16 protein-coding genes and 1 pseudogene are annotated in these 23,835 nt (G+C 34.3%); 9 read left to right on the top strand and 8 right to left on the bottom strand.

Features of this window, described 5'->3' with window-relative positions; translation table 11 throughout:
* Nucleotides 1-49: 49 nt before the first annotated feature.
* The 4 genes from ACIEHO_RS02405 to ACIEHO_RS02390 all read right to left on the bottom strand — a co-directional run bounded on the left by ACIEHO_RS02405 (nt 50) and on the right by ACIEHO_RS02390 (nt 3,855).
* Nucleotides 50-922, bottom strand: coding sequence for a YitT family protein (locus ACIEHO_RS02405; RefSeq protein WP_406968261.1), 873 nt, complete (start codon nt 920-922; stop codon nt 50-52).
* Nucleotides 923-1,048: 126 nt separating this feature from the next.
* Nucleotides 1,049-1,678 (bottom strand): CatA-like O-acetyltransferase, encoded by a 630-nt coding sequence (locus ACIEHO_RS02400; RefSeq protein WP_406968259.1) that lies wholly within the window; start codon nt 1,676-1,678, stop codon nt 1,049-1,051.
* A gap of 63 nt (nt 1,679-1,741) precedes the next feature.
* Nucleotides 1,742-2,533, bottom strand: coding sequence for a PhzF family phenazine biosynthesis protein (locus tag ACIEHO_RS02395; protein WP_406968257.1), 792 nt, complete (start codon nt 2,531-2,533; stop codon nt 1,742-1,744).
* A 449-nt stretch (nt 2,534-2,982) separates the two neighbouring features.
* Complete coding sequence (locus ACIEHO_RS02390) at nt 2,983-3,855, bottom strand: AraC family transcriptional regulator (RefSeq protein ID WP_406968255.1); 873 nt, start codon at nt 3,853-3,855, stop codon at nt 2,983-2,985.
* A 93-nt stretch (nt 3,856-3,948) separates the two neighbouring features.
* On the opposite strand from ACIEHO_RS02390, the gene ACIEHO_RS02385 reads away from it, so the two are divergent.
* Both ACIEHO_RS02385 and ACIEHO_RS02380 read left to right on the top strand, forming a co-directional pair.
* Nucleotides 3,949-4,305, top strand: coding sequence for a DUF983 domain-containing protein (locus ACIEHO_RS02385; protein WP_406968253.1), 357 nt, complete (start codon nt 3,949-3,951; stop codon nt 4,303-4,305).
* Between the two features lie 172 nt (nt 4,306-4,477).
* Nucleotides 4,478-4,728 (top strand): annotated as a pseudogene (locus ACIEHO_RS02380) (tyrosine-type recombinase/integrase); the annotation flags it as partial.
* A 53-nt stretch (nt 4,729-4,781) separates the two neighbouring features.
* On the opposite strand, the gene ACIEHO_RS02375 reads toward ACIEHO_RS02380, so the two are convergent.
* A complete protein-coding gene (locus tag ACIEHO_RS02375; RefSeq protein ID WP_406968251.1) occupies nt 4,782-5,375 on the bottom strand; it encodes an RNA polymerase sigma factor in 594 nt (197 codons plus the stop codon).
* A gap of 104 nt (nt 5,376-5,479) precedes the next feature.
* Between ACIEHO_RS02375 and ACIEHO_RS02370 the strand changes: the two genes are divergently transcribed.
* The 7 genes from ACIEHO_RS02370 to ACIEHO_RS02340 all read left to right on the top strand — a co-directional run bounded on the left by ACIEHO_RS02370 (nt 5,480) and on the right by ACIEHO_RS02340 (nt 19,755).
* Nucleotides 5,480-6,676: a FecR family protein gene (locus ACIEHO_RS02370; protein WP_406968249.1), complete on the top strand. Its 1,197-nt coding sequence runs from the start codon at nt 5,480-5,482 to the stop codon at nt 6,674-6,676.
* 157 nt (nt 6,677-6,833) lie between these two features.
* Nucleotides 6,834-10,283 carry a SusC/RagA family TonB-linked outer membrane protein gene (locus ACIEHO_RS02365; RefSeq protein ID WP_406968247.1) on the top strand — a complete coding sequence of 1,150 codons (3,450 nt, stop codon included), beginning with the start codon at nt 6,834-6,836 and terminating at the stop codon, nt 10,281-10,283.
* Between the two features lie 10 nt (nt 10,284-10,293).
* Entirely contained in the window at nt 10,294-11,799 is a 1,506-nt protein-coding gene (locus ACIEHO_RS02360) for a RagB/SusD family nutrient uptake outer membrane protein (protein ID WP_406968246.1), read from the top strand.
* Between the two features lie 16 nt (nt 11,800-11,815).
* A complete protein-coding gene (locus tag ACIEHO_RS02355) occupies nt 11,816-13,198 on the top strand; it encodes a TlpA family protein disulfide reductase (RefSeq protein ID WP_406968244.1) in 1,383 nt (460 codons plus the stop codon).
* A 47-nt stretch (nt 13,199-13,245) separates the two neighbouring features.
* Nucleotides 13,246-16,047: a M16 family metallopeptidase gene (locus ACIEHO_RS02350; RefSeq protein WP_406968242.1), complete on the top strand. Its 2,802-nt coding sequence runs from the start codon at nt 13,246-13,248 to the stop codon at nt 16,045-16,047.
* Between the two features lie 233 nt (nt 16,048-16,280).
* Nucleotides 16,281-18,248: a protein-disulfide reductase DsbD family protein gene (locus tag ACIEHO_RS02345; protein WP_406968240.1), complete on the top strand. Its 1,968-nt coding sequence runs from the start codon at nt 16,281-16,283 to the stop codon at nt 18,246-18,248.
* 16 nt (nt 18,249-18,264) lie between these two features.
* Nucleotides 18,265-19,755: an aminotransferase class V-fold PLP-dependent enzyme gene (locus tag ACIEHO_RS02340; protein WP_406968238.1), complete on the top strand. Its 1,491-nt coding sequence runs from the start codon at nt 18,265-18,267 to the stop codon at nt 19,753-19,755.
* A 376-nt stretch (nt 19,756-20,131) separates the two neighbouring features.
* On the opposite strand, the gene ACIEHO_RS02335 is transcribed toward ACIEHO_RS02340, so the two are convergent.
* The 3 genes from ACIEHO_RS02335 to ACIEHO_RS02325 all read right to left on the bottom strand — a co-directional run bounded on the left by ACIEHO_RS02335 (nt 20,132) and on the right by ACIEHO_RS02325 (nt 23,688).
* Nucleotides 20,132-21,919: a ParB/RepB/Spo0J family partition protein gene (locus tag ACIEHO_RS02335; RefSeq protein ID WP_406968236.1), complete on the bottom strand. Its 1,788-nt coding sequence runs from the start codon at nt 21,917-21,919 to the stop codon at nt 20,132-20,134.
* Nucleotides 21,920-22,094: 175 nt separating this feature from the next.
* On the bottom strand, nt 22,095-22,973 hold the full coding sequence (locus ACIEHO_RS02330) for a nucleotidyl transferase AbiEii/AbiGii toxin family protein (RefSeq protein ID WP_406968234.1): 879 nt from the start codon (nt 22,971-22,973) through the stop codon (nt 22,095-22,097).
* 106 nt (nt 22,974-23,079) lie between these two features.
* Nucleotides 23,080-23,688, bottom strand: a complete 609-nt coding sequence (locus ACIEHO_RS02325; protein ID WP_406968232.1) for a DUF6088 family protein — start codon at nt 23,686-23,688, stop codon at nt 23,080-23,082.
* Between the last annotated feature and the right edge of the window lie 147 nt (nt 23,689-23,835).

Below are 23,835 nucleotides of genomic sequence, written 5' to 3'. Positions count from 1 at the left end.
ACAACGGTCTTATAAGTTGTTGTGCGCTGGCTTTCTATGCTCTTTTTCATCAAATTCCGATTACTTCCGATGAATTCATTACTATAATAAAAACCTTAGGGTCAATATTTTTGGCATTTTTTATAATTGTAGGAACGTCTTTTTTCTCCAATGCAGAGATGATAACTTGTTTTTCATCATTTGGGTAAAACATTTCGCTGCCTTTTAACATTAAACAGTCACAATTATTTTCGAGTATATCTGTTCTGATATCGTTGTATTTGTCAGAAATAATCAACAATGTTTTCTTAATGTTCAAACCACTCAGGATAAAATCGATGACTCTACTTATGGCAATAATTGAAATTACGGAATAGATGGCAAGCTCCAAATCCTCAAATACGAATAATGCAAAACACAGAATTAGGCCATCGATTCCGACCATTGTTCGCCCAATTTGAATTCCAAATTTTCTTGAAAATAGTTTAGCGATAACATCTGTCCCGCCCGTTGTTGCCCCCGCAACTATTACCGTTGCAATTCCCGCACCAATAATTGCTCCACCAAACAATGCCGAAACGAATACGTCAGAAGTAACGAAAGGTTCTGGAATGAAATACATTAAGGTATCGATGAAAACCGAGGTAAGTATTAATGCGAATAAGGTTTTGACACCAAAATTTGCCCCGATTATTCTAATCCCTAAAATCAAAAGAGGAATATTTACCGCAAGGGCAATCATTCCCATTGGAAAACCGGTTAAATGATTCAAAACTACACTTAATCCATAAACGCCACCGGACATTAAATCGTGTGGAACAATAAAAAAAACGAAACCTAAAGCAATCAATGCTGCCCCTAAAACTATTAGTCCGTAATTTTTGAACCATATTTTTGAAAATAGTTTTTCTTTTGGGGCTTTTTTTATTTTATTTTCTGGCATTGATTATTCAGTTTTTCTTTATTTGAGGGATGTTTTTATAGCCTGTTTACAACGGTTTTGTGGTTTGTTACGTGTTTTAAGTGTCTAATTTAGCAAATACAAACCGAATAGGGTTGGCAGTAGTTGTTATTTTATATTGAGTTGATTTTGAAATTCACTTAAATATTTTGCTATGTGGAAACCATCAACTAATCCATGATGAGCTTCTATAGAAATCGGTAACATTCTTTTTCCTTCTCGGATAATAAACTTTCCAAATGTTATTTTAGGAACAGATTCTTTTTGGTCAAAATTTGTAGGATGTAATAATCCGCTAAATGAATTCCATGGAATAGTTGAATGACGAATTAAATCCTTTTTAATATCATCGTTATTTAGTCTTAATCCTGAACAGTTTTTTACTGCTAAAATTTCATTTTCTAATTCTGCGTTAAAAGTCTCAAAATCAGAAGAAAAATTCACAAAACCGAATCCGAAAGTTTCGTCTTCTCTTCCTATCGTTATTCCGGCATGAACTTTTTCGAATTCTATTATTTCATTATCAATAATTCTATATTTTAGTTCATCGACAGAATTAACAGCAATCATTGATTTATGAAGATAATTTGCAAAGAAAGATTTACCGTTTTCTTTAGAATTTTTATAGCATTCATCACAATCAACTTCTGTAACTATCCCGAAAGTTGGACTTGCCATTTTTGAAAAAAAATCAAAATGCTCTTTTCTTTTCCAGTTAGTTAGGTCAATTTTTTTCATTAATATCTTGTTGTATTAAGGTATTGAATTCGTATTCTTTGGTTTAGGTTGGCGGTACTTTTTTTATTCAATTTCAATTTTTCCGTTTAAATATAGTTTTGCTTGTCCACTTAATTCAACACGTCCATTTAGGTTTTTACATTTTAAAAATCCTTTTCTTTCGGAAAGTTGAATTGCCGTCAATTCATTTTTGTTCAATTCTGCCGACCAGTATGGTGTCAAAAAAGTATGAGCTGAACCACACACCGGGTCTTCGTTTACTCCTACTTGGGGTGCAAAAAACCTTGATACAAAATCAGATTTTTTTCCTCTCGCAGTTATGATTATTCCTCTTGCTTTAACTTTTGCTATTTCATTAAAGTCAGTTTTTATATCTTTTATTTTCTGCTCGTTGTCAAATACCAACATATAATCAGTCTTTCCTTTCAATGCTTTTATAGGCTTAAAGTTGAATCCGCTCATTAGTTCTTCGGTCAAATCCACTTCATTAAATTCATCAGACGGAAAATTTAACGTTAACCAATCGCCATCTTTTCTCACAGTTAAATTTCCGCTTCTCGGTGAATGGAATTCGATTTCGTTCGAGTTATGATTTTCAAAGTTAAAAAGTACAAAAGCAGTTGCCAAAGTTGCGTGACCGCACAAATCAACTTCAACCGTTGGTGTGAACCACCTAATTTCATATTGGTTGCCTTTCTTTACATAGAATGCTGTTTCAGAAAGATTATTTTCTGCCGCAATTTTCAGCATTGTTTCATCTTCCAACCAATTTTCTAATGGACAAACTGCTGCAGGGTTTCCAGAAAATACTTTGTCTGTAAATGTATCAATTTGATAAATTTTAAGTTCTTTCACTTATTTGATTTTTTTAATTATTGCCAACTCATTATATAGCATACGAAAATAATACTCTCCCTTTTATTTATGATGCATAACCCAATTTTTTTCTTTTTTTTGCGAAATGCAGTACGGGTGTAATTCAATTTCCAGACCGGGAAATTCCACCCTTTTTGGGTTGCAACATCTTTATAAAGATTGTATGATTTTTGTTTATCAGTTGCTTTTAAGAATCTAATTTGAAAAATATATTTTATAGATTTTTTCGGGAAGTCCCGCTCGCTCGTGTGAGGAGGACATTCCGTCATTTAATGGCGGAACCGCCCACTCGATTGCGCATAGTATTCTTATATTAATCAACAACCTCGACCAAGGGTACGAGGTATGCTTCCGAAAAAAATTCTTTTATTTCGAGGCAAGCTCCACGCAATTAAACCCTTGGCTATCGCTACACGATTAAAATTTTATCAAAAATACTTTTTCCGAAAATCCAGAGGTGTCATACCTGTTTTTGATTTGAAAAATTTTGAAAAATAAGCATAGTCCGAGAATTCGAGTGTATATGCGATATTCGCTAAATTGTCGTGAGAATGTACAATCAATCGTTTTGCTTCTAGAATTATCCTTTCGGAAATTAATTGGCTTGTCGTTTTATTTATTGTTTTTTTAACTATCCTATTAAGGTGTTTGGTAGTTATGCTTAACTTTTGAGCATAAAATTTAGGAAATTTTTCTTTATAAAAATGGGTGTTTATTAAGTTCTCCAGGGATTCAAGTATGCTATAATAATTAGAAGAATTAAGTTTTTCTAAATTGATATTAACCGTATAAGCCCTTGTTAGTTCTATATAAATGTAGTTTAGTGCATTTACTATTTTCAACTCTCTTAAAAGATTGGTTTGTAAATATTCTTTATAAGCTTCCTGAAACTTAAGATTTAATTCGTACAGCTTTGTGTGAGCTAATTCTAATACAGGGGGATTTTGATACGAATAAAAAAAAGGAAATGAATGTAACGTATGTCCTAAAAACTTTAATTCATAAAATTCTTGAGAATGAAAAAAGATAAAACCTTCGGGTTGTTTTTCAAATTTCCAAAAATGTGTTTGGCCTGGTTTTAAAAAGAATACCTTGCCAGGATTAATTCTATAAGAATTAAAATCAATTTCGTGTGTGCCTGTGCCTTCGGTAAATAGGACGCATAGATAAAAATTATGACTATGTGGTTTATTGATTAAATTCTTATTGAGCTGAATGTGATTTGAAAAAGAATTTATATACACATCATTGAGAGGAGCAGATTCTTTAAATTGACTAATATTTAGAACTGGTATTTTCATAGTAATGTCCTAAAAGTACAAAAAATGGCGCACATATTATATGAATAAAAGCGACTTGAGGTTATAATTTTGCAGTATAATAATAATTATATTATGAGTAAAGTTGTTGATGCTTTGAATTGTAAGTGTCCGAGTTGCAGAAAAGGAAAGCTATTTAAGAATAGAGGAAATATCTTACTTTTGAACATTCCTAAAATGAATGATAGATGCACTGTATGTAATTATAAATTTGAAATAGAAACAGGTTTTTTTTATGGAGCTATGTATGTAAGTTATAGCCTTGCCGCTGCACAAATGATAGCTGTTCTTGTGGTGTTTTGGTATTTTATCGATTTATCGCCTTTAAGAGTTTTCGCCATTATTGTTATAATAGCATTTCTCTTAAGTAATATTAATTTTAAATTGTCACGGTCTATTTGGATATATTTGTTTTATAAGGATAAGATTTGATGAAGTCAGTTTTGTATTATGCATACGAAAATAATATTATCCCTTTTAACACAATATTTTTCTTTTTTTGCGAAATGCAGTACGGGTGTTATTCACAATTCTGCCTATAGAATCTATTGTTCTTTACTGGCAATCGGGAAGGGTTAACGGAATGGAAAGCCGAAATTGAGGATTGTCCAATGAAAAACTGAACGCATACATCAAGGAAATAGCAAATCTCTGCGAAATAAAAAGAACCTAACGTTTCATATCGCACAACACACATTTGCAACAACAATAACCTTGTCTAATGGAATTCCAACTGAAACCGTTTCAAAAGTATTAGGACATACAAAAATTGCTACAACCCAAATTTATGCCAAAGTAATAAAAAGAAAAGTAAGTAGCGACATGCAAAAATTAAAGACACTTTACAGTGCTTAAAATATAAGTTCTTTTACTTGTAAATTTAATATTAAAAAGAAAGATATCTACTGTTACACCCCAGAAGGTTTTTTTCTAAATAAGAAACACAAAAATAGTTTCGCTTTATCTTTCAACTTCTCTCGTAAAATAGAAAAAGCTTTGGACATATGGTTTTCAACAGTGTTAACAGAGATATTTCTGTATTCAGCAATTTCAGTATAAGTTAAACCATCCCGTTTACTCAATAAAAAAGTTTCTTTGCATTTAAGAGGTAGCTGTTCAATTTCCTTCTCAATAATAACCTTAAGGGGCAAAGTGTCGTTTATATCTTTGGTTTCATAAAAAGTATCTAGTCCTTCAATATACTTTTTTTCTAGAGCAGAAACAGCAACATGCTTTCTATAAGAATCTACAAACTCATTATAAACAGATTTATACAAGTAGTTTTTTATAGAAATATCTTCAGACAATTTATTACGTCGTTGCCATAATTTTACAATAACATTCTGTACAATATCTTCACTTTCAAAATAATCTCTAGCAAGATTACTAGCATAGACACAAAGACTATCATAATAAAGATCCACCAAATACGCATACGCATTCTCGTCGCCTTTTATAAGCTGTACAACAATATTCGCTTCCGTAAGATGGTCTTTTTTCAAAAGGTTAAATGATATTAATTTAAGACAAATTTAATTTTTTTTAACAAAAAATAGTGGTATTTAAATTTTGCTTCGTTATAAAGGTAAATATCCATATAAAAATAATGAGTAAAAATATAGAAAAACTAATTGTAAAGTTCTTAAACAAAGAAGCTAATTTCGATGAGCTCCAACAATTAGAACTATGGATTTCCAACCCTAATAATGAAGCCTTGTTTCTAGAATTTATAAAAATCAATGCTTCCATTAACAAGTCTATGACCAAATACAATAAAGTAAAAGCAAAAGAAAATATTATTCGTCGCATAAAGAAAGAAAAGGAAATAGCTACTAATAACTCAAAACGAAGTTTAAGGTATAAATATGCTGCAGCAATCCTAATCATTGCATTTGCATCAACTTACCTTTTAAAAGATACGCTGTTTAATAACCAAATAGAAAACAACATACCTATCATAGTCAATAACCAAATTAAACGAGGTATTGACAAAGCAACCCTAACATTAGAAGATGGCACACAAGTAACCCTGGAAAAAGGTACATCCTATCAAACCCAGAATGCCAATAGTAACGGTGAAGAAATAATTTATAACAAACCTTCACGAGAATTAGTCTATAACTATCTAACAATCCCTAGAGGAGGGCAATTCCAAATGACCCTTTCAGATGGTACTAAGGTATGGTTGAATTCCGAAACCCAACTAAAATACCCGGTAAGTTTTACCGATGGCGAAAGCCGTCAGGTAGAGCTTGTTTATGGAGAAGCTTATTTTGAAGTAACTCACAGCACCGAACATAAAGGCTCTAATTTCAAAGTATTATCCCCGTCATTGCAAGGAGAAGCGACGAAGCAATTTCACTATAATCAAGCTATAGAAGTACTCGGCACAAAGTTTAATGTTAAAGCCTATAAAGATGAAACAATGGTGTACACCACTTTGGTTGAAGGTAAAGTTAAGGTTAAAACTGATACACAAAACAGAATGTTAGCACCAAACCAACAATCAATAGTTGATATCAATAATAAAAATATAGAAATAGCAAATAGCAATGTCCGCAATGAGGCCGCTTGGGTCAATGGCGAATTCATATTACAGCACAAAAACCTCAAGGAAATTATGAAGGTGTTATCTCGCTGGTATGATATGGAGGTAACCTTTGCAAATAAAGAATTAGAAAATGTTCGTTTCGTAGGTGTTTTGGGTAAAGACCAAAACATTGAAGATATCCTAAACACCATCAAAAGTTTCGGTGTCATCAACAGCTACGAAATCAACAATAAAAAAGTAATATTAAAATAGTTGTTGTTATTGAGAGGAGCACCACGACGTGACAATCTCATGATAACGTAGTAATAAAAAATAAGGGAGCGAAGTCTAATCATTTCGACGTGAACCGGACTCCGTCCCTTCTAAAGTGATAAATTAAAACAATGTTTAACTAACACAATTCAAATTTATGCAAATTAAATTAATTAATGCCCTGCATGCCTCAACGAAAATAGGGGCGTCCAAACGGCTCTTATTATTGATTATGAGAACATTCATTTTCTTATTATGTACTACCGTATTCAGTTTCAATGCCGAAACCACTTTGGCACAAGAAAAAGTAACTATCGATGTCGATAAGGAAGCTACCATAGATGAGGTGTTCGAAATCATTATCGACCAAACCCAATACCGTTTTTTATATCCTGAAGACTTGTTTAAAAACGCACCTAAAGTGCATCTTAGCAAAGGCACAATTAGAGTGGATAAGTTGTTAAATCAAAGCATTTCTTTGGAGAAATTTAATATAGTGATATCAACGGATAATATAATTTCATTTAAAGAGAAAAACACGACACAAGAGTTTCAAATTTCCGGCAAAATAACTGATGAGAATGGGCTTCCTTTAATTGGTATTACTGTGTATATTACAAATGTCGCACCAGTTGAAGGTAATATGAGTAAAGAGTTTATAATCCGCGGGACGACAACAGATTTAGACGGAAATTTTAATTTAAAAACAGAAAAAGGCTATTATTTAATTGTTACAGGTTTGGGGTATGAGTTTTACAGCCAGCAATTAATTGAAGACAAAACGGTCTATAATATTATACTAAAGGAAAAAGTAAGCCAACTTGATGAGGTTCTTGTTGTAGGCTATGGTACTACAAAAAAGAAAGATTTAACCGGAAGTATTGGATCGGTAACGTCTAAAGAAATAGAACAAATTAAAGGCCAGAGTGTGGACCAATTATTAGTTGGTAAGATGCCTGGTGTTTATGTTCAAGGTCAAGGTGGTCGTCCTGGTTCTGGTGCTATTGTTAATATTAGAGGCTTGAGTGCTATACGTGGTGACAATCAACCTCTATATGTGGTGGATGGCACCCCAATTATTGTAAACCCAGCTGGGTTGTCTAATAATGGTGAAAATCCTTTATTAGCAATTAATCCAGCTGACATTGAGAGAGTAGATGTGTTGAAGGATGCTTCAGCCGCTGCAATTTATGGTTCTAGAGCAGCAAATGGAGTAATTCTTATCACTACAAAACGTGGTACAAGAAATTCAAAACCACAATTGAATATTAGTTTTAATTCAACAATTCAATCACCAATAAATACTTATGACGTATTTAATGCCACGGAATATAAAAATTTCACTTTGAAAAATGCAGAAAAGAGAGTTAATGATGGTAATAACACCCCTCTAGACAGTCAAATAGTGAATGATCCAAACTCTTTCTTTAGGAACGAGAATACAGATTGGCAAAAGGAATCGACAAATAATATAGCTTTATGGAACGAATACAGAATAAATTTTACTGGTGGAAGTGATAAAATAAATTATTTAGTATCTTCAAATATTACCGACCAAGAAAGTTTGTTTTTAGGAGGAAAATTTAATAGGTATGGATTGGCTACAAATATTGATGCCAATGTTACAGATTCATTTATTATAGGAACTTCTTTAAACTATAATTATAGCGTAAATAAATCTTCTGATTTAGGGTCTTTTGAACAAGTATCTATATTTAGACCAGATGTAGGGATATATGACGAATTTAATGAATATACTACGGCCCCACTTTATCCGGGCGCTCCTATTAATACCAGAAATCCGGTGGGTGGTGCAGCTGAAAGTAGAAATAAAACACTAGCACAGTTTATGTATGCAACTATTTATGGAGAATACAAAATTGTAAATGGTTTAAAATTTAAATCTCAAATAAATGTAGCTACAAATTCAAGTGAAACTGAAAATTTCGATCCTTCATTTTCTTCTTCAGCAGCTTTTAGACTATTAAATGGAGGCACTCAAGAAGCTAGTTTAAACTATCAACATTCTAGATCATATACTACAGTTTTTAGTAATACCTTAAGTTATAACAAAACCTTCGGGAATCATAATATTGACGCCGTTATAGGAGTGTCTTGGGATAAATACAGACAGGATTTAAAATCACAAACTTATTTAGGTTTTCCAGACGATTATATTTTAACCGATATAGCTAGTGCTAATCGCGTTGAGAGTTATGGTAGTCAATCTATTGAAAATGGTCTTAATTCACAATTTGGGCGTTTAAATTATAAATATAAAGATACTTGGTTGGCAACTTTTACAGCAAGAAGAGATGGATCCACAAAGTTTGGCCCAAACAATCAATATGGCTTTTTCCCTTCAGGTGCGATAGCATGGAATCTTCATAACGAGAAGTTTTTTAAGAACAACGTTGTTAATAAACTAAAATTAAGAACATCTTTAGGAAAAACAGGATCAGACAATTTAGCATCTTTCTCTTATTTAGCCAATTTCAATTCAGGGTATTTTTATAATAACATTAACGGAACGGCTGTCAATGGTATTCCTAACTATGATATACAATGGGAAGAAACCGATCAATTAGATATTGGTTCAGAATTTAGTTTGTTTAACAATCGTATTTACGGTGAAGTTGTCTATTTTACTAAAAACACTAGTGGTATCATTCTATTTACACCGCTACCAATAGAATCTGGCTTTACTAGTTTTAATGCCAATGTAGCGGATGTAAGTAATAAAGGCTGGGAAATTGGCTTTGGTGCAGATATTATTAGAACAAATAATTTTAAATGGAATTCAGAGATGAATATCTCCTTTATAAAAAACAATGTAGATAATTTGTATAACGGTTCAGTATCTGCTACTGGAAATTTAAGAGCTTTACAAGAAGGGCAACCAATTGGTGTTATTACTGGCTATGATGTTTTAAGTATTGCTCAATCACAAGAAGAAATTGATGCTTTAAATGCTGCTGCGCCTGATGGTACTTATTGGTCTTCATTGCAAGAACCAGGAGATTACATTCTTAAAGATATCGACGGAGATGGTGAAATTACACCTGAAGATATTACTCCATTAGGTAGTATTTTACCTGAATATTTTGGTGGGTGGAATAATAATTTTACCTATAAGAATTTTGATTTAGGGGTGAATTTTACGTTTGTGCAAGGGAATAAAAGAGAAATAAGTAGTGTCATGGCTCGATTTTTGGCTGACAGTGATCCTTACGCAAATACGACCTCTGTTGTATATGACACTTGGTCGCCAGAAAACACTAATGCCACATATGGCCGTATAGGTTCTCCAACCACAGTCGGGGCTGTAGCACTCTCTAAGTTTGTTGAAGACGCATCTTACATTCGATTGAAAACATTATCTTTTGGATATAATGTACCAAAAATATTTTTAGATAAATTGAATATTTCAAGAGCCAGAATTTCATTTTTAGCCAATAACCTTTTGACATTTTCAAACTATTCTGGTTTAGACCCTGAATCGGTTCAAACCCTAAATTCTGGTTCGGGCACTTTTGGTTTAGCTTATGATAATGGTAGTTACCCTTTATCAAAAACGTATAGTTTGTCTATTAATCTCTCATTCTAAAAACAATCTTATGAAATCTTATATAAAAACTAAAATATTATTTTGTTTTACTGTTTTAACAGTAATTACTTCATGTGAGTTAGCTAATGATTTAGATGATTATGAACCTTTATATTCTTTGCCAGCTGAAGATGCTATTTATGATGAAAGTTCTGCTGAATTGGCTTTGGCGGGAGTTTACAGTACTTTACAAGGAAATGGAAATTATCAGCTTTCGAGATTAACAAATTCTTTAAGTGGTATGAGCCAAAATCCAGTAACGGCCATTTTTGCTGGAGGCTTACCTCCTGAAGAACAAAGCTTTGCAGTTAATGACCCAATTTCAGATGGTAGTATGCTGCTAACTATATACACTGGTCAATACACTTTAATTAATCGAGCTAACTGGTTAATTGAACAAGCTTCTGAGTTAAGTGATGATGTATTTCCTACACCCAATAGACGTGAAGAAATAATAGGAGAAGCAAAAATTTTAAGAGCTTTTGGTCACTTTCAATTACTTCGTCTTTTTGGTCAATTCTATAATTTGGATTCAGAATATGGTATTAATGTGAGACTTAGCCCAGCTAAATCTGGTGAAGTACAACCAAGAAATACGGTTTCCGAAACCTATGATGCTATAATAAACGATCTTGAAGATGGAATATCATCGGCTCCAGAATTAATAGCAAAATACTATGTAAACAAAACTTTTGCAAAAGGCTTGTTAGCCAAAGTTTATATGTACATGGGTAATTATAATGAAGCAGCCATATTAGCACAAGAAGTTATTAATAACTCTGGTTCAAATTTTCAACTATTGCCTTCGTTTGAGGCTTTATTTGATCATCAATCTGTAGATGTTTTTAATAATAACAGTTCTCTTTTTAATCTTTATTCTGATCAAGATGATGAACCTATTTATTACGGTAATGAATGGACAATTTATTCAAACTTCTCGAGTGCCGTTGCAACTATGGCGACCACAGAAACTGTTAATATTAGTGGACAAATAATAAATTATGATGCCACTAGAGTCCCATTTATGCTAACAGGTGCTCCTCTACTCCCTTTTCCTGGCCTCAATGGAAACATGAAGTACAGACAGCAAACAGGAGGTCACGAAACATTCTATTTTTTAAGAATGGCTGAAATTTATTTAATATATGCCGAATGTGAAGCAAGAAATACTAATTCTGTTACAACTGATGCTTTGGAAGCGCTAAACGCTATTCGTATAAGAGCAGGGGCCACTTCTACAGGCGGCAATGGTTTTGAAACATATCCACAAACTATTTCTTTAGAACAGTTTTTAGAAGTTGTTAGAAAAGAGAAAAGAATTGAATTAGCTACAGAACAAGGAGAGGATTGGTTCGATTTAATTAGATATGATTACATTGATGGCTTTGGTTCAGGATTTCAGGTGTCTAATGTTAAACCTACAGCCACTAATTCAGATAAATTTATTATGCCTATTCCATTTGCATCAATTGAAGTTGGAAATGAAATAATTAAACAAAACCCAAGCTATAAATAATATAAAGCAGTGTAAAATGAAAAAAATATTTTTTATGTGTTTGACAATGATTTTTATAAACTCATGTCAAAAAGAGGAAAAAAAGCCAGAATATATAATTGTAAGTGGGCAATTAAGTAATACAAAGGGAGGGCCATTAAATTTCACTAATTTAAGTGGGTTCACAAAGACTATTAACATTAAAGAAGATGGTTCTTTTTTAGATACTTTGCATGTAAGTGAAGGTAGCTATATGGCTCTTTTGGGGAAAGAATATATGCCCATGTACTTTACAAAGGGGGCTGAAATACAAATTACTGCTGACGCAAAAGATGTGTCAAATACGTTAACATATACTGGGGATAATAAAGATCTTAATAATTATTATGCCTATAAAACCAAAAGGACTTCTAGAATTAGAGAAGATATGGCCACAAATTTGGCTTTAGAGGAGAGTGATTATTTAAAGCTTATTAATGAAGTTAAAGTCGATTTTCAAGGTCAATTAGATAAATTAGTTACAATTAATGATGATATAAAAGAAAAGGAGAGAAGAGCAATAGAATATTACATTCAAGATCAACTTAATTATTATGTAAGATACCATGGTAACGTTACTAAAAAAGAGAACTTTCAAGTATCTGACAATTTTAAGTCACAGTTAAAGGAGTTTGATAAAAATAATTTAGAAGATTACATCTATTCATTAGACTATAATACATCTGTTTTTATGAGTTTGATGCAAAGCGCTTCTACTCTAGCTACAAAAGACTCTATTCCTAGAAGAGAGGCTGAATTGAAGTTAGTAGACGGTATTCAGAACGACACATTAAGAGAATTAGTTTTGCATCGATTTGTAGAAATGAATCTACCTTTTACAAAGGATAGTGTTAGGCGAAATTATTATAACAAATATTTAAGTTTGAGTAAAAATCAAACACAAAAAGAAAAGATTACAGAACTATATAACAATTTACAAAAATTAGAGCCCGGAAATCCATCACCAAAATTTGTAAATTATGAAAACTATAAAGGAGGTACTTCTTCATTAGATGATTTTAAAGGCAAATATGTTTATATAGATGTTTGGGCTACTTGGTGTGGCCCCTGTAAAGCACAAATTCCTTTCTTAAAAGAGGTTGAAGCTAAATACCATAATAAAGACATTGAATTTATCAGTATATCTGTTGATAATCAGAAAGATTATCAAAAATGGAGAGATATGATTGAAGAGAAAAAAATGGGTGGCGTTCAGTTATTTGCTGATGCAGCCTTTAATTCTCTTTTTATAAAAGATTATAAAATTGTTGGTATTCCTCAATTTATTTTAATAGACCCCAAAGGCAACATAATAAGTTCTAACGCACCAAGACCTTCAGATAAAGCACTAATTGATTTGTTTAGTGAATTAGGCGTTTAGTTTAATACTAAATCAAAAGCTTTTTATCTTAAATTCAAAAGAAAATCATGAAATTAAATAGTCACTTTAAAGCGCTTTTTTATGTGCTATTAGCATCTATGGCTCTACAAAATGCTGGAGCTCAAAACCATCTTTCCAAGTTTAGTAAAGTTCAAGAATTGGGAGGCATAGAAGAATATTTATTCACCCCTAATGGAATGAACTTATTATTGGTTCAAGATAATTCGGCTCCCGTAGTGACCGTTCAAATTGTTTACAGAGTGGGTTCTAAACACGAAGTGCCAGGAAATACGGGTTCCACTCATTTATTGGAACATTTAAATTTTAAGGGAACCCCTACGTTTAACAAAAGTAAGGGAGCAGGTATTGTTAATATGCTTCAAGGTATAGGTGCACAAATGAATGCCACGACTTGGAATGACCGTACTAACTATTATCAAACCATCCCCAGCGATAAAATGGAGTTGGCATTACATATTGAAGCAGATAGAATGCGAAACTCCCTGCTGTTAAAAGAAGATAAAGAAGCCGAAATGACCGTAGTCCGTAACGAATTTGAAAGAGGGGAAAATAACCCTGGAAGTCTCTTGAATAAAGAGATTTGGGCAACAGCCTATATGGCACATCCCTATCATCATGCAACAATAGGATGGCGCTCGGATATTGAGAATATGCCCATTGAAGTCCTGCGAGATTTCTACAATACTTACTATTGGCCGGATAATGCTACATTGACTATCGTAGGTGATTTTAAAAAAGATCAGTTATTTACCTTGGTGGATAAGTATTTCGGTAAGATTACCAAAGCGCCCCATACCATAATACAGCCCTATACTACAGAACCTGAACAACTTGGACCACGACGTGTTACCATAAAAAAACCTGGACAGCAGGCCATGATCACGGTCGCTTACAAAATCCCAGGGACCATGCATGACGACTTGCCGGCCTTAAATGTTTTGGGTCAGATTTTGGGCAGTGGTACCTCATCAATAATCAGCAAGACCTTTGTAGATAAGGGGCTAGCAACCTACGGTTATGCAAGTGCAACTAATTTTCAGGAAGTGGGTTTGTTTTCAATCTCTTTGGGATTCTCTCCTGACAAAAATATAGAAGATTTGAACCAACAAATTTTAGAAATGGTTGAAAAGGTTAAAAATGAAGGCGTATCCCAAGAGGATGTAAATAGGGTGGTTTCAAAAATGAATACCCAAACCATTCTCTCCCGTGATGGTTCTGGAAGTATCGCATTGGAGCTTACGGAAACAATCGCTGGAGGCGATTGGACTGAATATGTCAAGGGAGCGGAACGTTTAAGTAAAGTTACCGCAGCAGATGTGAAGCGTGTAGCAAACAGCTATCTGCTCGAAAATCAAAGCACCACGGGTTATTTTATCCCGGAAGAAGCAGGAGGTAATACTTCAGCCCAACCAAAAGCTTCAGGATTTACAATGGGTGAGGAAACCAAATATTACTACCGTAATCCAAATGTAGAAAATGTTGAGATTGAAACAAATAGCAATAAAATAAACTTTGAAGAATTAACCTCAGCATACGAAAGTATTGAGCCAACCCAAAAGAGCAAAAAATTTACTAGAAAGGATGTTGCTGGAATAGACGTAGTCACTGCTAAAACGGGCGCAAAAGGATTTGTTACAGTGGCGGCCAGTTTACCAATAGCCAGTTATGTAGGCACAGGGAAAAACGAAATGATTCCTGATTTGACCGTGGGGATGTTGAGCAAAGGAACAAAACTTCAAGATAAATTCCAGTTTTCTGAAAAATTGGAAAAATTGGGAGCGAACATTAGAATCAATTCTGATGTGAACAATGTCAACATCAACTTTAAATGTCTTTCTGAAGACGTGAACACAGTGATTGAATTGCTGGCAGAAGAACTGAGACAGCCATTATTTGATGCCAAAGAATTTGAGCTGCTAAAAGAACAAACAATAAACAATTACAAACGTGGCTTGACTGATCCGGCTACTTTGGGTTCCATAGCATTGGCACAGGCATTGTATCCAAAAGGGCATCCAAATTACAAATACGATGTTTCAACAACTATTGAGAAAATAGAGGCCGTTTCTTTGCAAGACCTAAAAGAGTTTCATAGCACCTATTTTGGTACTGCAGGTATGCATTTGGTAGCTGTGGGAGATGTGGACACAAAAAAATTATACGCTGCTTTAAAGCAAAGTTTTTCTGGATGGAATAGAGGTTCAACAGCCAAAGCTGTTTTTGAGAACCCGTCTGCCACTGTCAGTTTGGAGAAGATTGTGACAATTCCTAAAAAGCCCAGTGCAGAATTGTTCATTGGTAGCTACACAGGTATTGAAAGAAACGATAAAGATTATGTGCCGCTATATGTTGGAACAAATATTTTGGGCGGTGGATTTTCTGGCAGATTGATGCAAACGGTTAGAGATAACGAAGGTTTGACCTATGGCATCTACGCTAATCATTCAGGTCATAATCAAGCAGGAGGATTTTGGACAGTCAATGCAAGTTTTAACCCTACTTTATTTTCTAAGGGATTGGAATCTACGAAGGTGCAGCTTGAAAAATGGGTAAACGAAGGTGTTACCGCAGAAGAACTTGCAACTAGCAAAAATAGTATCAATGGCCGCTTCAAAGTAGGTACAGCCACAACCTCAGGATTGGCGCAAACCTTATTAAGCTTTTTGGAACGTGGATTGTCGCCAGACTATTTGGATGAATTTCCAAAGGAAATTGAAGCCGTGACCTTGGAAGAAGTAAATAAAGCGATTACAAAATACATTGATACAGATAAACTTGTCATAATCAAATCGGGATCACTTGACCAACAAGGTCAGCCTCTGGAGTAATAAGAGAATCTTTTCCAAAACTACATATTTTATTATTTGAATTAGTCCAAAATAATATAAGGAAAGATAGTTAAGAGGCTGTCTAAAAAGTAATAAACAAACGTCATTACGAGAAATTATAATTTCGAAGTAATCTCATAATCAGTAACTTGAATTTTAGAGATTCCTTCACTTCGTTCGGAATGACGACTTTTTATACAGCCTCTTTTTAATTTTAATAATAGACCTATAAAATGAAAAATATTGTTATTGCATTCGTGCTGTTGCTATTGCCATTTGCTGGAACCTCCCAAATTTTAGAGCCGGTTAAATGGTCAACTTCTGTTGAGAAAATTTCCGAAACTGAATATTTACTCACGTCCAAAGCTACGATTGATTTAGGCTGGCACTTGTATTCGCAAAACGTACCAGACGATGGCCCTATTGCAACGACATTTAAATATGATGACAGCCATGGTGATTTTAAATTTATAGGTAAGACACTCGAAGAAGAGGGACATACTATTTACGACCCTATTTTTGAAATGAAAATAAAATTCTTTGAACTATCTACTACTTTTGTTCAAAAAGTAGAAGTAGATGAAGGTGTTTCATCTATTTATGCTACTGTAGAATATATGGTTTGTGATGATACAAGGTGTTTACCCCCAACCGAAGTTGATTTGGTTTTTAAGATTTCAAACGAAACAGTGGAGAAAACAAAATCTTTAAATATTTCTGATAGCACTGTAAACAACACAGAAAAATCGTCTTCCAAGAAGGGACTTTGGTCTATCTTTTTTATAGCTTTTCTCTCTGGGTTTGCCGCATTGTTAACGCCATGCGTATTCCCAATGATACCCATGACAGTAAGCTTTTTTACCAAGCAAAGTAAAACAAAAGCAATTGGTATAAAAAATGCCATTATTTATGGAATTTCTATTATTGTTATTTACGTGTTATTAGGAACAGCAGTGACTGGTATCTTTGGTGCCGATGCCTTAAATGCTCTAGCAACCAATGTATGGTTTAATATCATTTTCTTTTTGCTATTAGTCATTTTTGCAGTGTCCTTTTTAGGAGCTTTTGAGATTATGCTACCAAACTCATGGGCTAATAAAGTAGATTCAAAAGCCAATAGAGGTGGGCTTATAGGTATTTTCTTTATGGCACTGGCATTAGCTATTGTATCTTTCTCTTGCACCGGTCCCATTGTTGGAACATTACTTGTACAGGCAGCCTCAAAAGGTGGATTGGCCCCAATTATTGGGATGTTAGGCTTTTCATTGGCCATTGCTTTACCATTTGCATTATTTGCAGCCTTTCCAGGTTGGTTAAATTCCTTGCCAAAATCTGGTGGTTGGCTAAATACGGTAAAAGTGGTTTTAGGGTTTTTAGAATTGGCATTGGCATTTAAATTTCTATCGCAAGCTGATTTAGTGTTGCAAACACACATTTTAGAGCGTGAAGTTTTCTTGGCTATTTGGATAGCTATTTTTGGAACTTTAGCGCTTTATTTATTTGGTAAAATTAAATTGCCACATGATTCACCATTAACTCATATCTCTGTTGGCAGACTAAGTTTAGGCCTTTTGGTATTATCATTCACTATTTATATGATTCCAGGTCTATGGGGGGCACCCTTAAATTTAATAAGTGCGTTTCCACCACCACAGAATTATAGCGAGTCGCCTTATGGAGTAGGCTTTTCAAAAGTTAGTGAAGGTAGTTCACAATCAAATAGTAACCATGATAATTTACCAGAAGGCGCACATTTATTGGCACCTCATGATATTATTGCCTTTAATGATTATGATAAGGGATTGGCGTATGCTAAACAAGTTGGCAAACCCGTAATGATTGATTTCACAGGATGGGCTTGTGTAAACTGTAGAAAAATGGAACAAAACGTTTGGCCAAACCCTAACGTATTAAATATTTTAAAGAATGACGTAGTTTTAATTTCATTGTATGTTGATGATAAACGGCCATTAAAGGCAAGTGATGTTGTGGAGTCCAAACTAAAACCAGGAAAACAACTAAAATATATTGGACAAAAATGGAGTGAACTACAAACCTTAAAATACAAAGCAAATTCGCAACCATTTTATGTTTTAATGGATCATAATGAAGAAAATCTTATTGATCCTGTTTCATATACTCCTAATGCAGATGACTATCTTCATTGGCTAAAAAAAGGAATATCTAATTTTGCTAATTAGAAAAACGATTAAGACAATGGCTAATCATATAAAGAACAAAACAAAACTAGAATCTTATTTTTCTAAATTTAGAGAAAATATAGTAGGCATTAATCAAGAGTTTGAGTCTCCTTACGGGAATAAAAAAATCATTTATGCCGATTGGACAGCAAGCGGACGTTTATACAGACCTATTGAAGAAAAAATATTAAACAAAATAGGACCTTTTGTAGCTAATACGCATACAGAAGCTTCTATTACAGGAAGTGTGATGACTCATGCTTACCATGATGCTAGAACGATTATTAAAAACCACGTAAATGCATCAAAAGATGATGTGTTAATCACTGTTGGTACGGGAATGACAGGAGCCATTAATAAATTTCAGCGTATTTTAGGCATCAAACTTAATGAAAACCTAAAAGACCATACTAATGTTCCTGACGAAAAAAGACCTATTATTTTTGTATCCCATATGGAACATCATTCTAACCAAACATCATGGTTAGAAACCATTGCAAAAGTGGTAGTTATTCCTTCAAATAATGAAGGATTGCCATGTTTAGACAGCTTAAAATCTTTATTGCTAGAGTATAGCCAGACTCCCATAAAAATAGCTGCTATTACAGGTTGTTCAAACGTAACAGGCATTAGGACTAATTATCACGAAGTGTCCAAAATAATGCATCAAAACAATGGTCTGTGTTTTGTTGACTTTGCATGTTCTGCACCTTATGTAAGTATAGACATGCATCCAGCTGATGAATACTCATATTTAGATGCCATAACCTTTTCACCACATAAGTTTTTAGGTGGCCCCGGTACATCTGGAGTTTTAATTTTCAATAAAAAATTATATAAAAATATAGTGCCAGATAATCCAGGAGGAGGAACCGTTAGTTATACAAATCCTTGGGGAGACCACGATTATATTGATGATATTGAAACCCGTGAAGACGGTGGTACACCAGGTTTTTTGCAGGCCATAAGAATTGCTCTTTCTATAAAACTTAAAGAGGAAATGGGCGTTCAAAATATTTTAGAAAGAGAACGCGAACTCAATGCAATTATATTCAATCGCTTATCTCAAATTGAAAATTTAAAAATACTTGCTCCAAATCATACAGACCGATTAGGAGTGTTTTCATTTTATATTGAAGAGGTCCATTACAATTTAATAGTTAAACTTTTGAATGACCGTTTTGGAATTCAAACCAGAGGAGGTTGTTCGTGTGCTGGAACTTATGGACACTATCTATTGCATGTAAATCAACTAACATCTAAAGCTATTGAACAAAAAATATTAGAAGGGTGTTTAATAGATCGTCCAGGGTGGATTCGTATGTCAATACATCCAACCATGACAAATTCAGAAATTGAATTTATTTGTGATGCGATAATGGATGTAGCTAATAATTACGATACTTGGGGAAAAGAGTATTATTATGATGCAAAAAAAAACGAGTATAGCTATAAAAGTGACAACAACATCATAAATCAAATCACAAATTCATGGTTCAATGACTAATAGAATGGACTACATAATAAATTTGGTACTATCAATGCAGTAATTTTCACTACTTTGTTTATAATGCTTTCAGCTTCTTGTAGCGAAATTTTAGGATTTTCGGATGTTCGTTTCATAATGATATTTTTTGATTAAACAATATTTGAGCAGTACCCAAACGGAAGCTAAAATCACAGCTCAAAAGGAAACGGAATAAATAAGCGTAGGATGTTGCGTTGGCTTTATGCCGTAGTCTTTTGATGGGTGTATTTTACGAGTTTACCTTTGCGCTAACTATTGATTGATAACCCCTTCCTTGTAAATACATCTTTTAAAAACTATCATAAAAAAGAAAAAGGGCCAGCACGAATGCCGACCTTTCTTCAAACAACAAAAGCTAATCGTTGAGTTCCTGAATTTGCTTTTCAAGAACTGTGATACGCTCTTTCAAACGTTCCTCACGTTTGCCTCTCTTTTCGGCATATTCGTTTTCAATGCCGGCAATCTTGGATTTGTAATATCCTTGCATTGCGTTGTAAAATGAAATGTTCGTCAGATTATTTACGTGATTGCTTTCGCCAAAATGCACTTGCTTTGTAAGCATATAGCGTATCAACTTATGGAAGATTTCTTTTTTGAACTTCTTCTTGAAATTCTCGACCATTTCAGCTTTGGTCATCTTTGAAGTGTCGCCCAAGAACTTTGAAAAATACTTTTGCTGGCTCATATAGTCCACATTGTTCTCAAATAACGATATCGAGAATGCCACCATTTCATCTGTTGAAAGTGACTTCTTCGTATCAATGTATTTCGTCTCACGAATAGTCTGCACAACTTTCTCAAATTGCTTGTTGTTCTCTATTTGCTTCTTCCGGATTTCCCTTTCGTTGATTTTTACGATTTGTTCTTCAGGCGTACAGTCTGCCATTTTTCTATTGGCCAATGGTGCCGAATATTCCGTAGAATCGTTCTTTGATTTTTCAACAATCTTTACAAAAATTTCTTTGTGCTGGAATGAATCGGGATGGAACACAATACCGTTTTTAAATCCATCTTCTTTTGCTGAATTGAATTTTTCCAATGCATCTTTGTAATCCTGTATTGCTTCATCCAATTCTGCCTTTAATTCATCCTCAGAGTAATCATAAGGCTGATACTCTTTCTGAATACCCTCGATTGTTGGCTCAATAGGATGCTCTATAATTTCAATATCATCCAGCAGATAGACTTTCAATCCGTTCTTTTTCAATTGTGATATAATGAGCTGATTGTTCTCGTCATCTGCCCAATACTGTCGTATTTCAGGGATTAAAAGGATATTCTCTTTTTTGGACTTTTCAATCAAGTTCAAGAACGATTTGCTTTTCTTCGTCTCAAAGCAGGCTGATTTCGTACAGACCATTTTACCTTCGCCGAACAGATTGCCTTGATTTGCTGCATTGAACGGACATTCAACACAAGACCCTGCTTTCGGGACCAATTCTTTATCGGCTACATCAAAGGATGCTTTTTCCAAATCGTAAGTCTGGTCTTTAATCATCCTGTTTATCTGATGTGCAGTAAAATCCTCGCCCATCGTTTCCAACATCATCTGCTGTTCTTCTGGCTCGAAGAGTGCTACACCGACACCCAACGATATGGTCATTTCGCCATTGCGCACAAATTGCTTGAAACCGTCAATCAATCCAGCCAGTTTTAGTCGCTGTCTGATGAAGTTATCCGTTCTGCCCAATCGCTTCGCAATTTCGGTAGGTGCATATTTCTCACTTAGGTAAGCAATCGCTTCAGCTTCTTCTGTTGGTTCGACATCCTGTCTTTGTAGGTTTTCGATAATCTGAACTTCAAGTACATCATTGTTCTCATAAGTTCTAACAATACAGGGTACAGTTTTCTTTCCTGCCAGCTTGCTTGCGCGATACCTACGTTCGCCCATCACGATGATGTATTGGTCATTTAGTTGCCTTACCGTGATTGGTTGCAACACACCGTGCTTTTCGATACTCTCAGAAAGCTGCTTCAATGCATCTTGGTTGAACGTCTTTCTCGGTTGTTCAAGGTCAGGCTTGATTTTACCCAATGGTAAGCTCTGAATTTGAAGTACGGATGAATTCTTTCCATTTACTTCTTTCTTGGCAGTAGATTTTGCTCTACTGCGCTTCTTTGTGGTACTCGCTTTTGTTGTCATAATACTCAAATTTTTGATTAAACAATATTTGAGCAGAAACCAAACGGAAGATAAAATCTTGGCTCAAAAGGAAACGGAATAAATGAGTAGTGGAAGAAGCGGTGGCTTTATGCCGTAGTCTTTTGATGGAAGTATTTTACGAGTTTACCTTGCGTGTATATTGTATGATAAAAAACTACCACACCAATGCCCTAATTCTTTCTTGTAGTGTAGTTAGACGTTTCAGAATAGCATCCCAAGAGAGGGATTCCCCTGTAAACATACTTTCTTTCATAACATTATAGTCATTGGCATAATCTTCTATAACTGAATCTGGCGGCACTATGTTAATCGAACTTGGTATATGATTGGAATAATCAATTCCTCTTAGTGGCGAAAAGGTACTGCGATGTTCTGCTATATGATAAAATAGTTTACCATCTTTTAAGGCTTTCTCTGCGTGGTCGCTGTCCATCAACTTCTCTAAATCGTATAAGTGTCGGCTTAGCCTATCAACCCTTATATTTTCCTTTTGCCATTCTTCGTGTAATAGAAAAATTTTCTCTAAGAATGTGCGCTGTGGTTCTACCGTTCTCACATCAAAAGTTGGATTGGCAAAATCCGCTGACCCAAACTCTCTATCAACTATGGAACGTATAGGAACATCCTCATAAGGCTCTCGAAGCGACCTACAACTAATTTCCAAAAGCACTCTTGGTTCTACATATTCATCCTGTTTTGTTAATGGGTCATAAGTAACGTATATCCTTAGTGGGTCGGTATCGGAATCTTCAAAGGGCTCAACGCCTATCGAAGAAATTGGCAGCTTACTATTCTTAATTGCTTGTTTTATATTGTCAATTAACTCTGTACTTATAAACTTGGCACTTTTCTTACGAAGTCTTTTTATCTGTGAACGAGATAATTCCCCTTCCATATCAAAATAAGCACGGTCAATGGCCAAGTCAATATCTTCGGAAAAGCGATTTATCAAATCATAGCCTTTACTTAAAGAAGTACCACCTTTAAATACGAATGCTTCTGCGTAAGGCAACGCAAAAACAATGCGAAGCATTTCTGTGACCCACCAGTCTTTTTCTACTGCAAATGCAGGAAGGTTGGCTTTTACACCAGCTTGGGTAAATATTCTTGTTTTCTGTTCGTTGGTCAGGCTTAAAAACTCACTCATAATAGTACATTAATAAATCCCCAAAAATATCGGCTATCCAAGAAGGTGCCAGCTTCATATCTTGGTATATGTTTTCAGGATCTTCTTTTTTTAGTTGTTCTTTAATTTTGCTAATTTCTTCTTTGGTTACCTTTTCTTTTCCAATCTCTTTTAGTGCCTGTATTGCAAGACCGCTCAACCTACCTTTGGCAGCTAAATTTTTTGGACTGGCTTTTTTGAATTTTATGTTTCGCTTACCAATCTTAATCGTTCGTGGTGAACCGTCGGTTAAAAAAACCGCATTCAACGGGACTTGTGTTGAAAGTCCGAGCAAGTTCAAAGCCTGTATTCCGGTTGGAATTATGCGGGCATTATCGCGAAGTGCTATTTCCTCTGCGACAGTTTCTATGTCTGGATATAGCACCCCTAATAATTCGTCTCTTTCGGGATATAAGTAAATTCCACGTGCCAAACGTTCCAAAAAGCCCTCATTGGTAAGTCGCAATAAAGATTTCTTTGTGTTTTCTACACCATACTTTAGTTCAAAATCTGATGGCATTACTATCTTACCCGTTTTCCCAAGTTGAATTTCGTCCCTTATTTTTTCTTTTATAGACTTCAATATTTTTAATTTGTCCCAAATATATGCTTTTTTTGGGACAATTACAGGCTTAAATCAGGGGAATTTTCCACAAATACACACAATTTATTAAAATTTAATATTTTTGTGTGTTTGATAAATTATCGTATCTTTGTAAAAATGTTGAAC

The organism is Flavisericum labens (assembly GCF_045446075.1).
Classification (GTDB): domain Bacteria; phylum Bacteroidota; class Bacteroidia; order Flavobacteriales; family Flavobacteriaceae; genus Flavisericum; species Flavisericum labens.
Note: the sequence above shows the minus strand (reverse complement) of the source record. Positions and strands in the feature narration are given on the sequence as shown.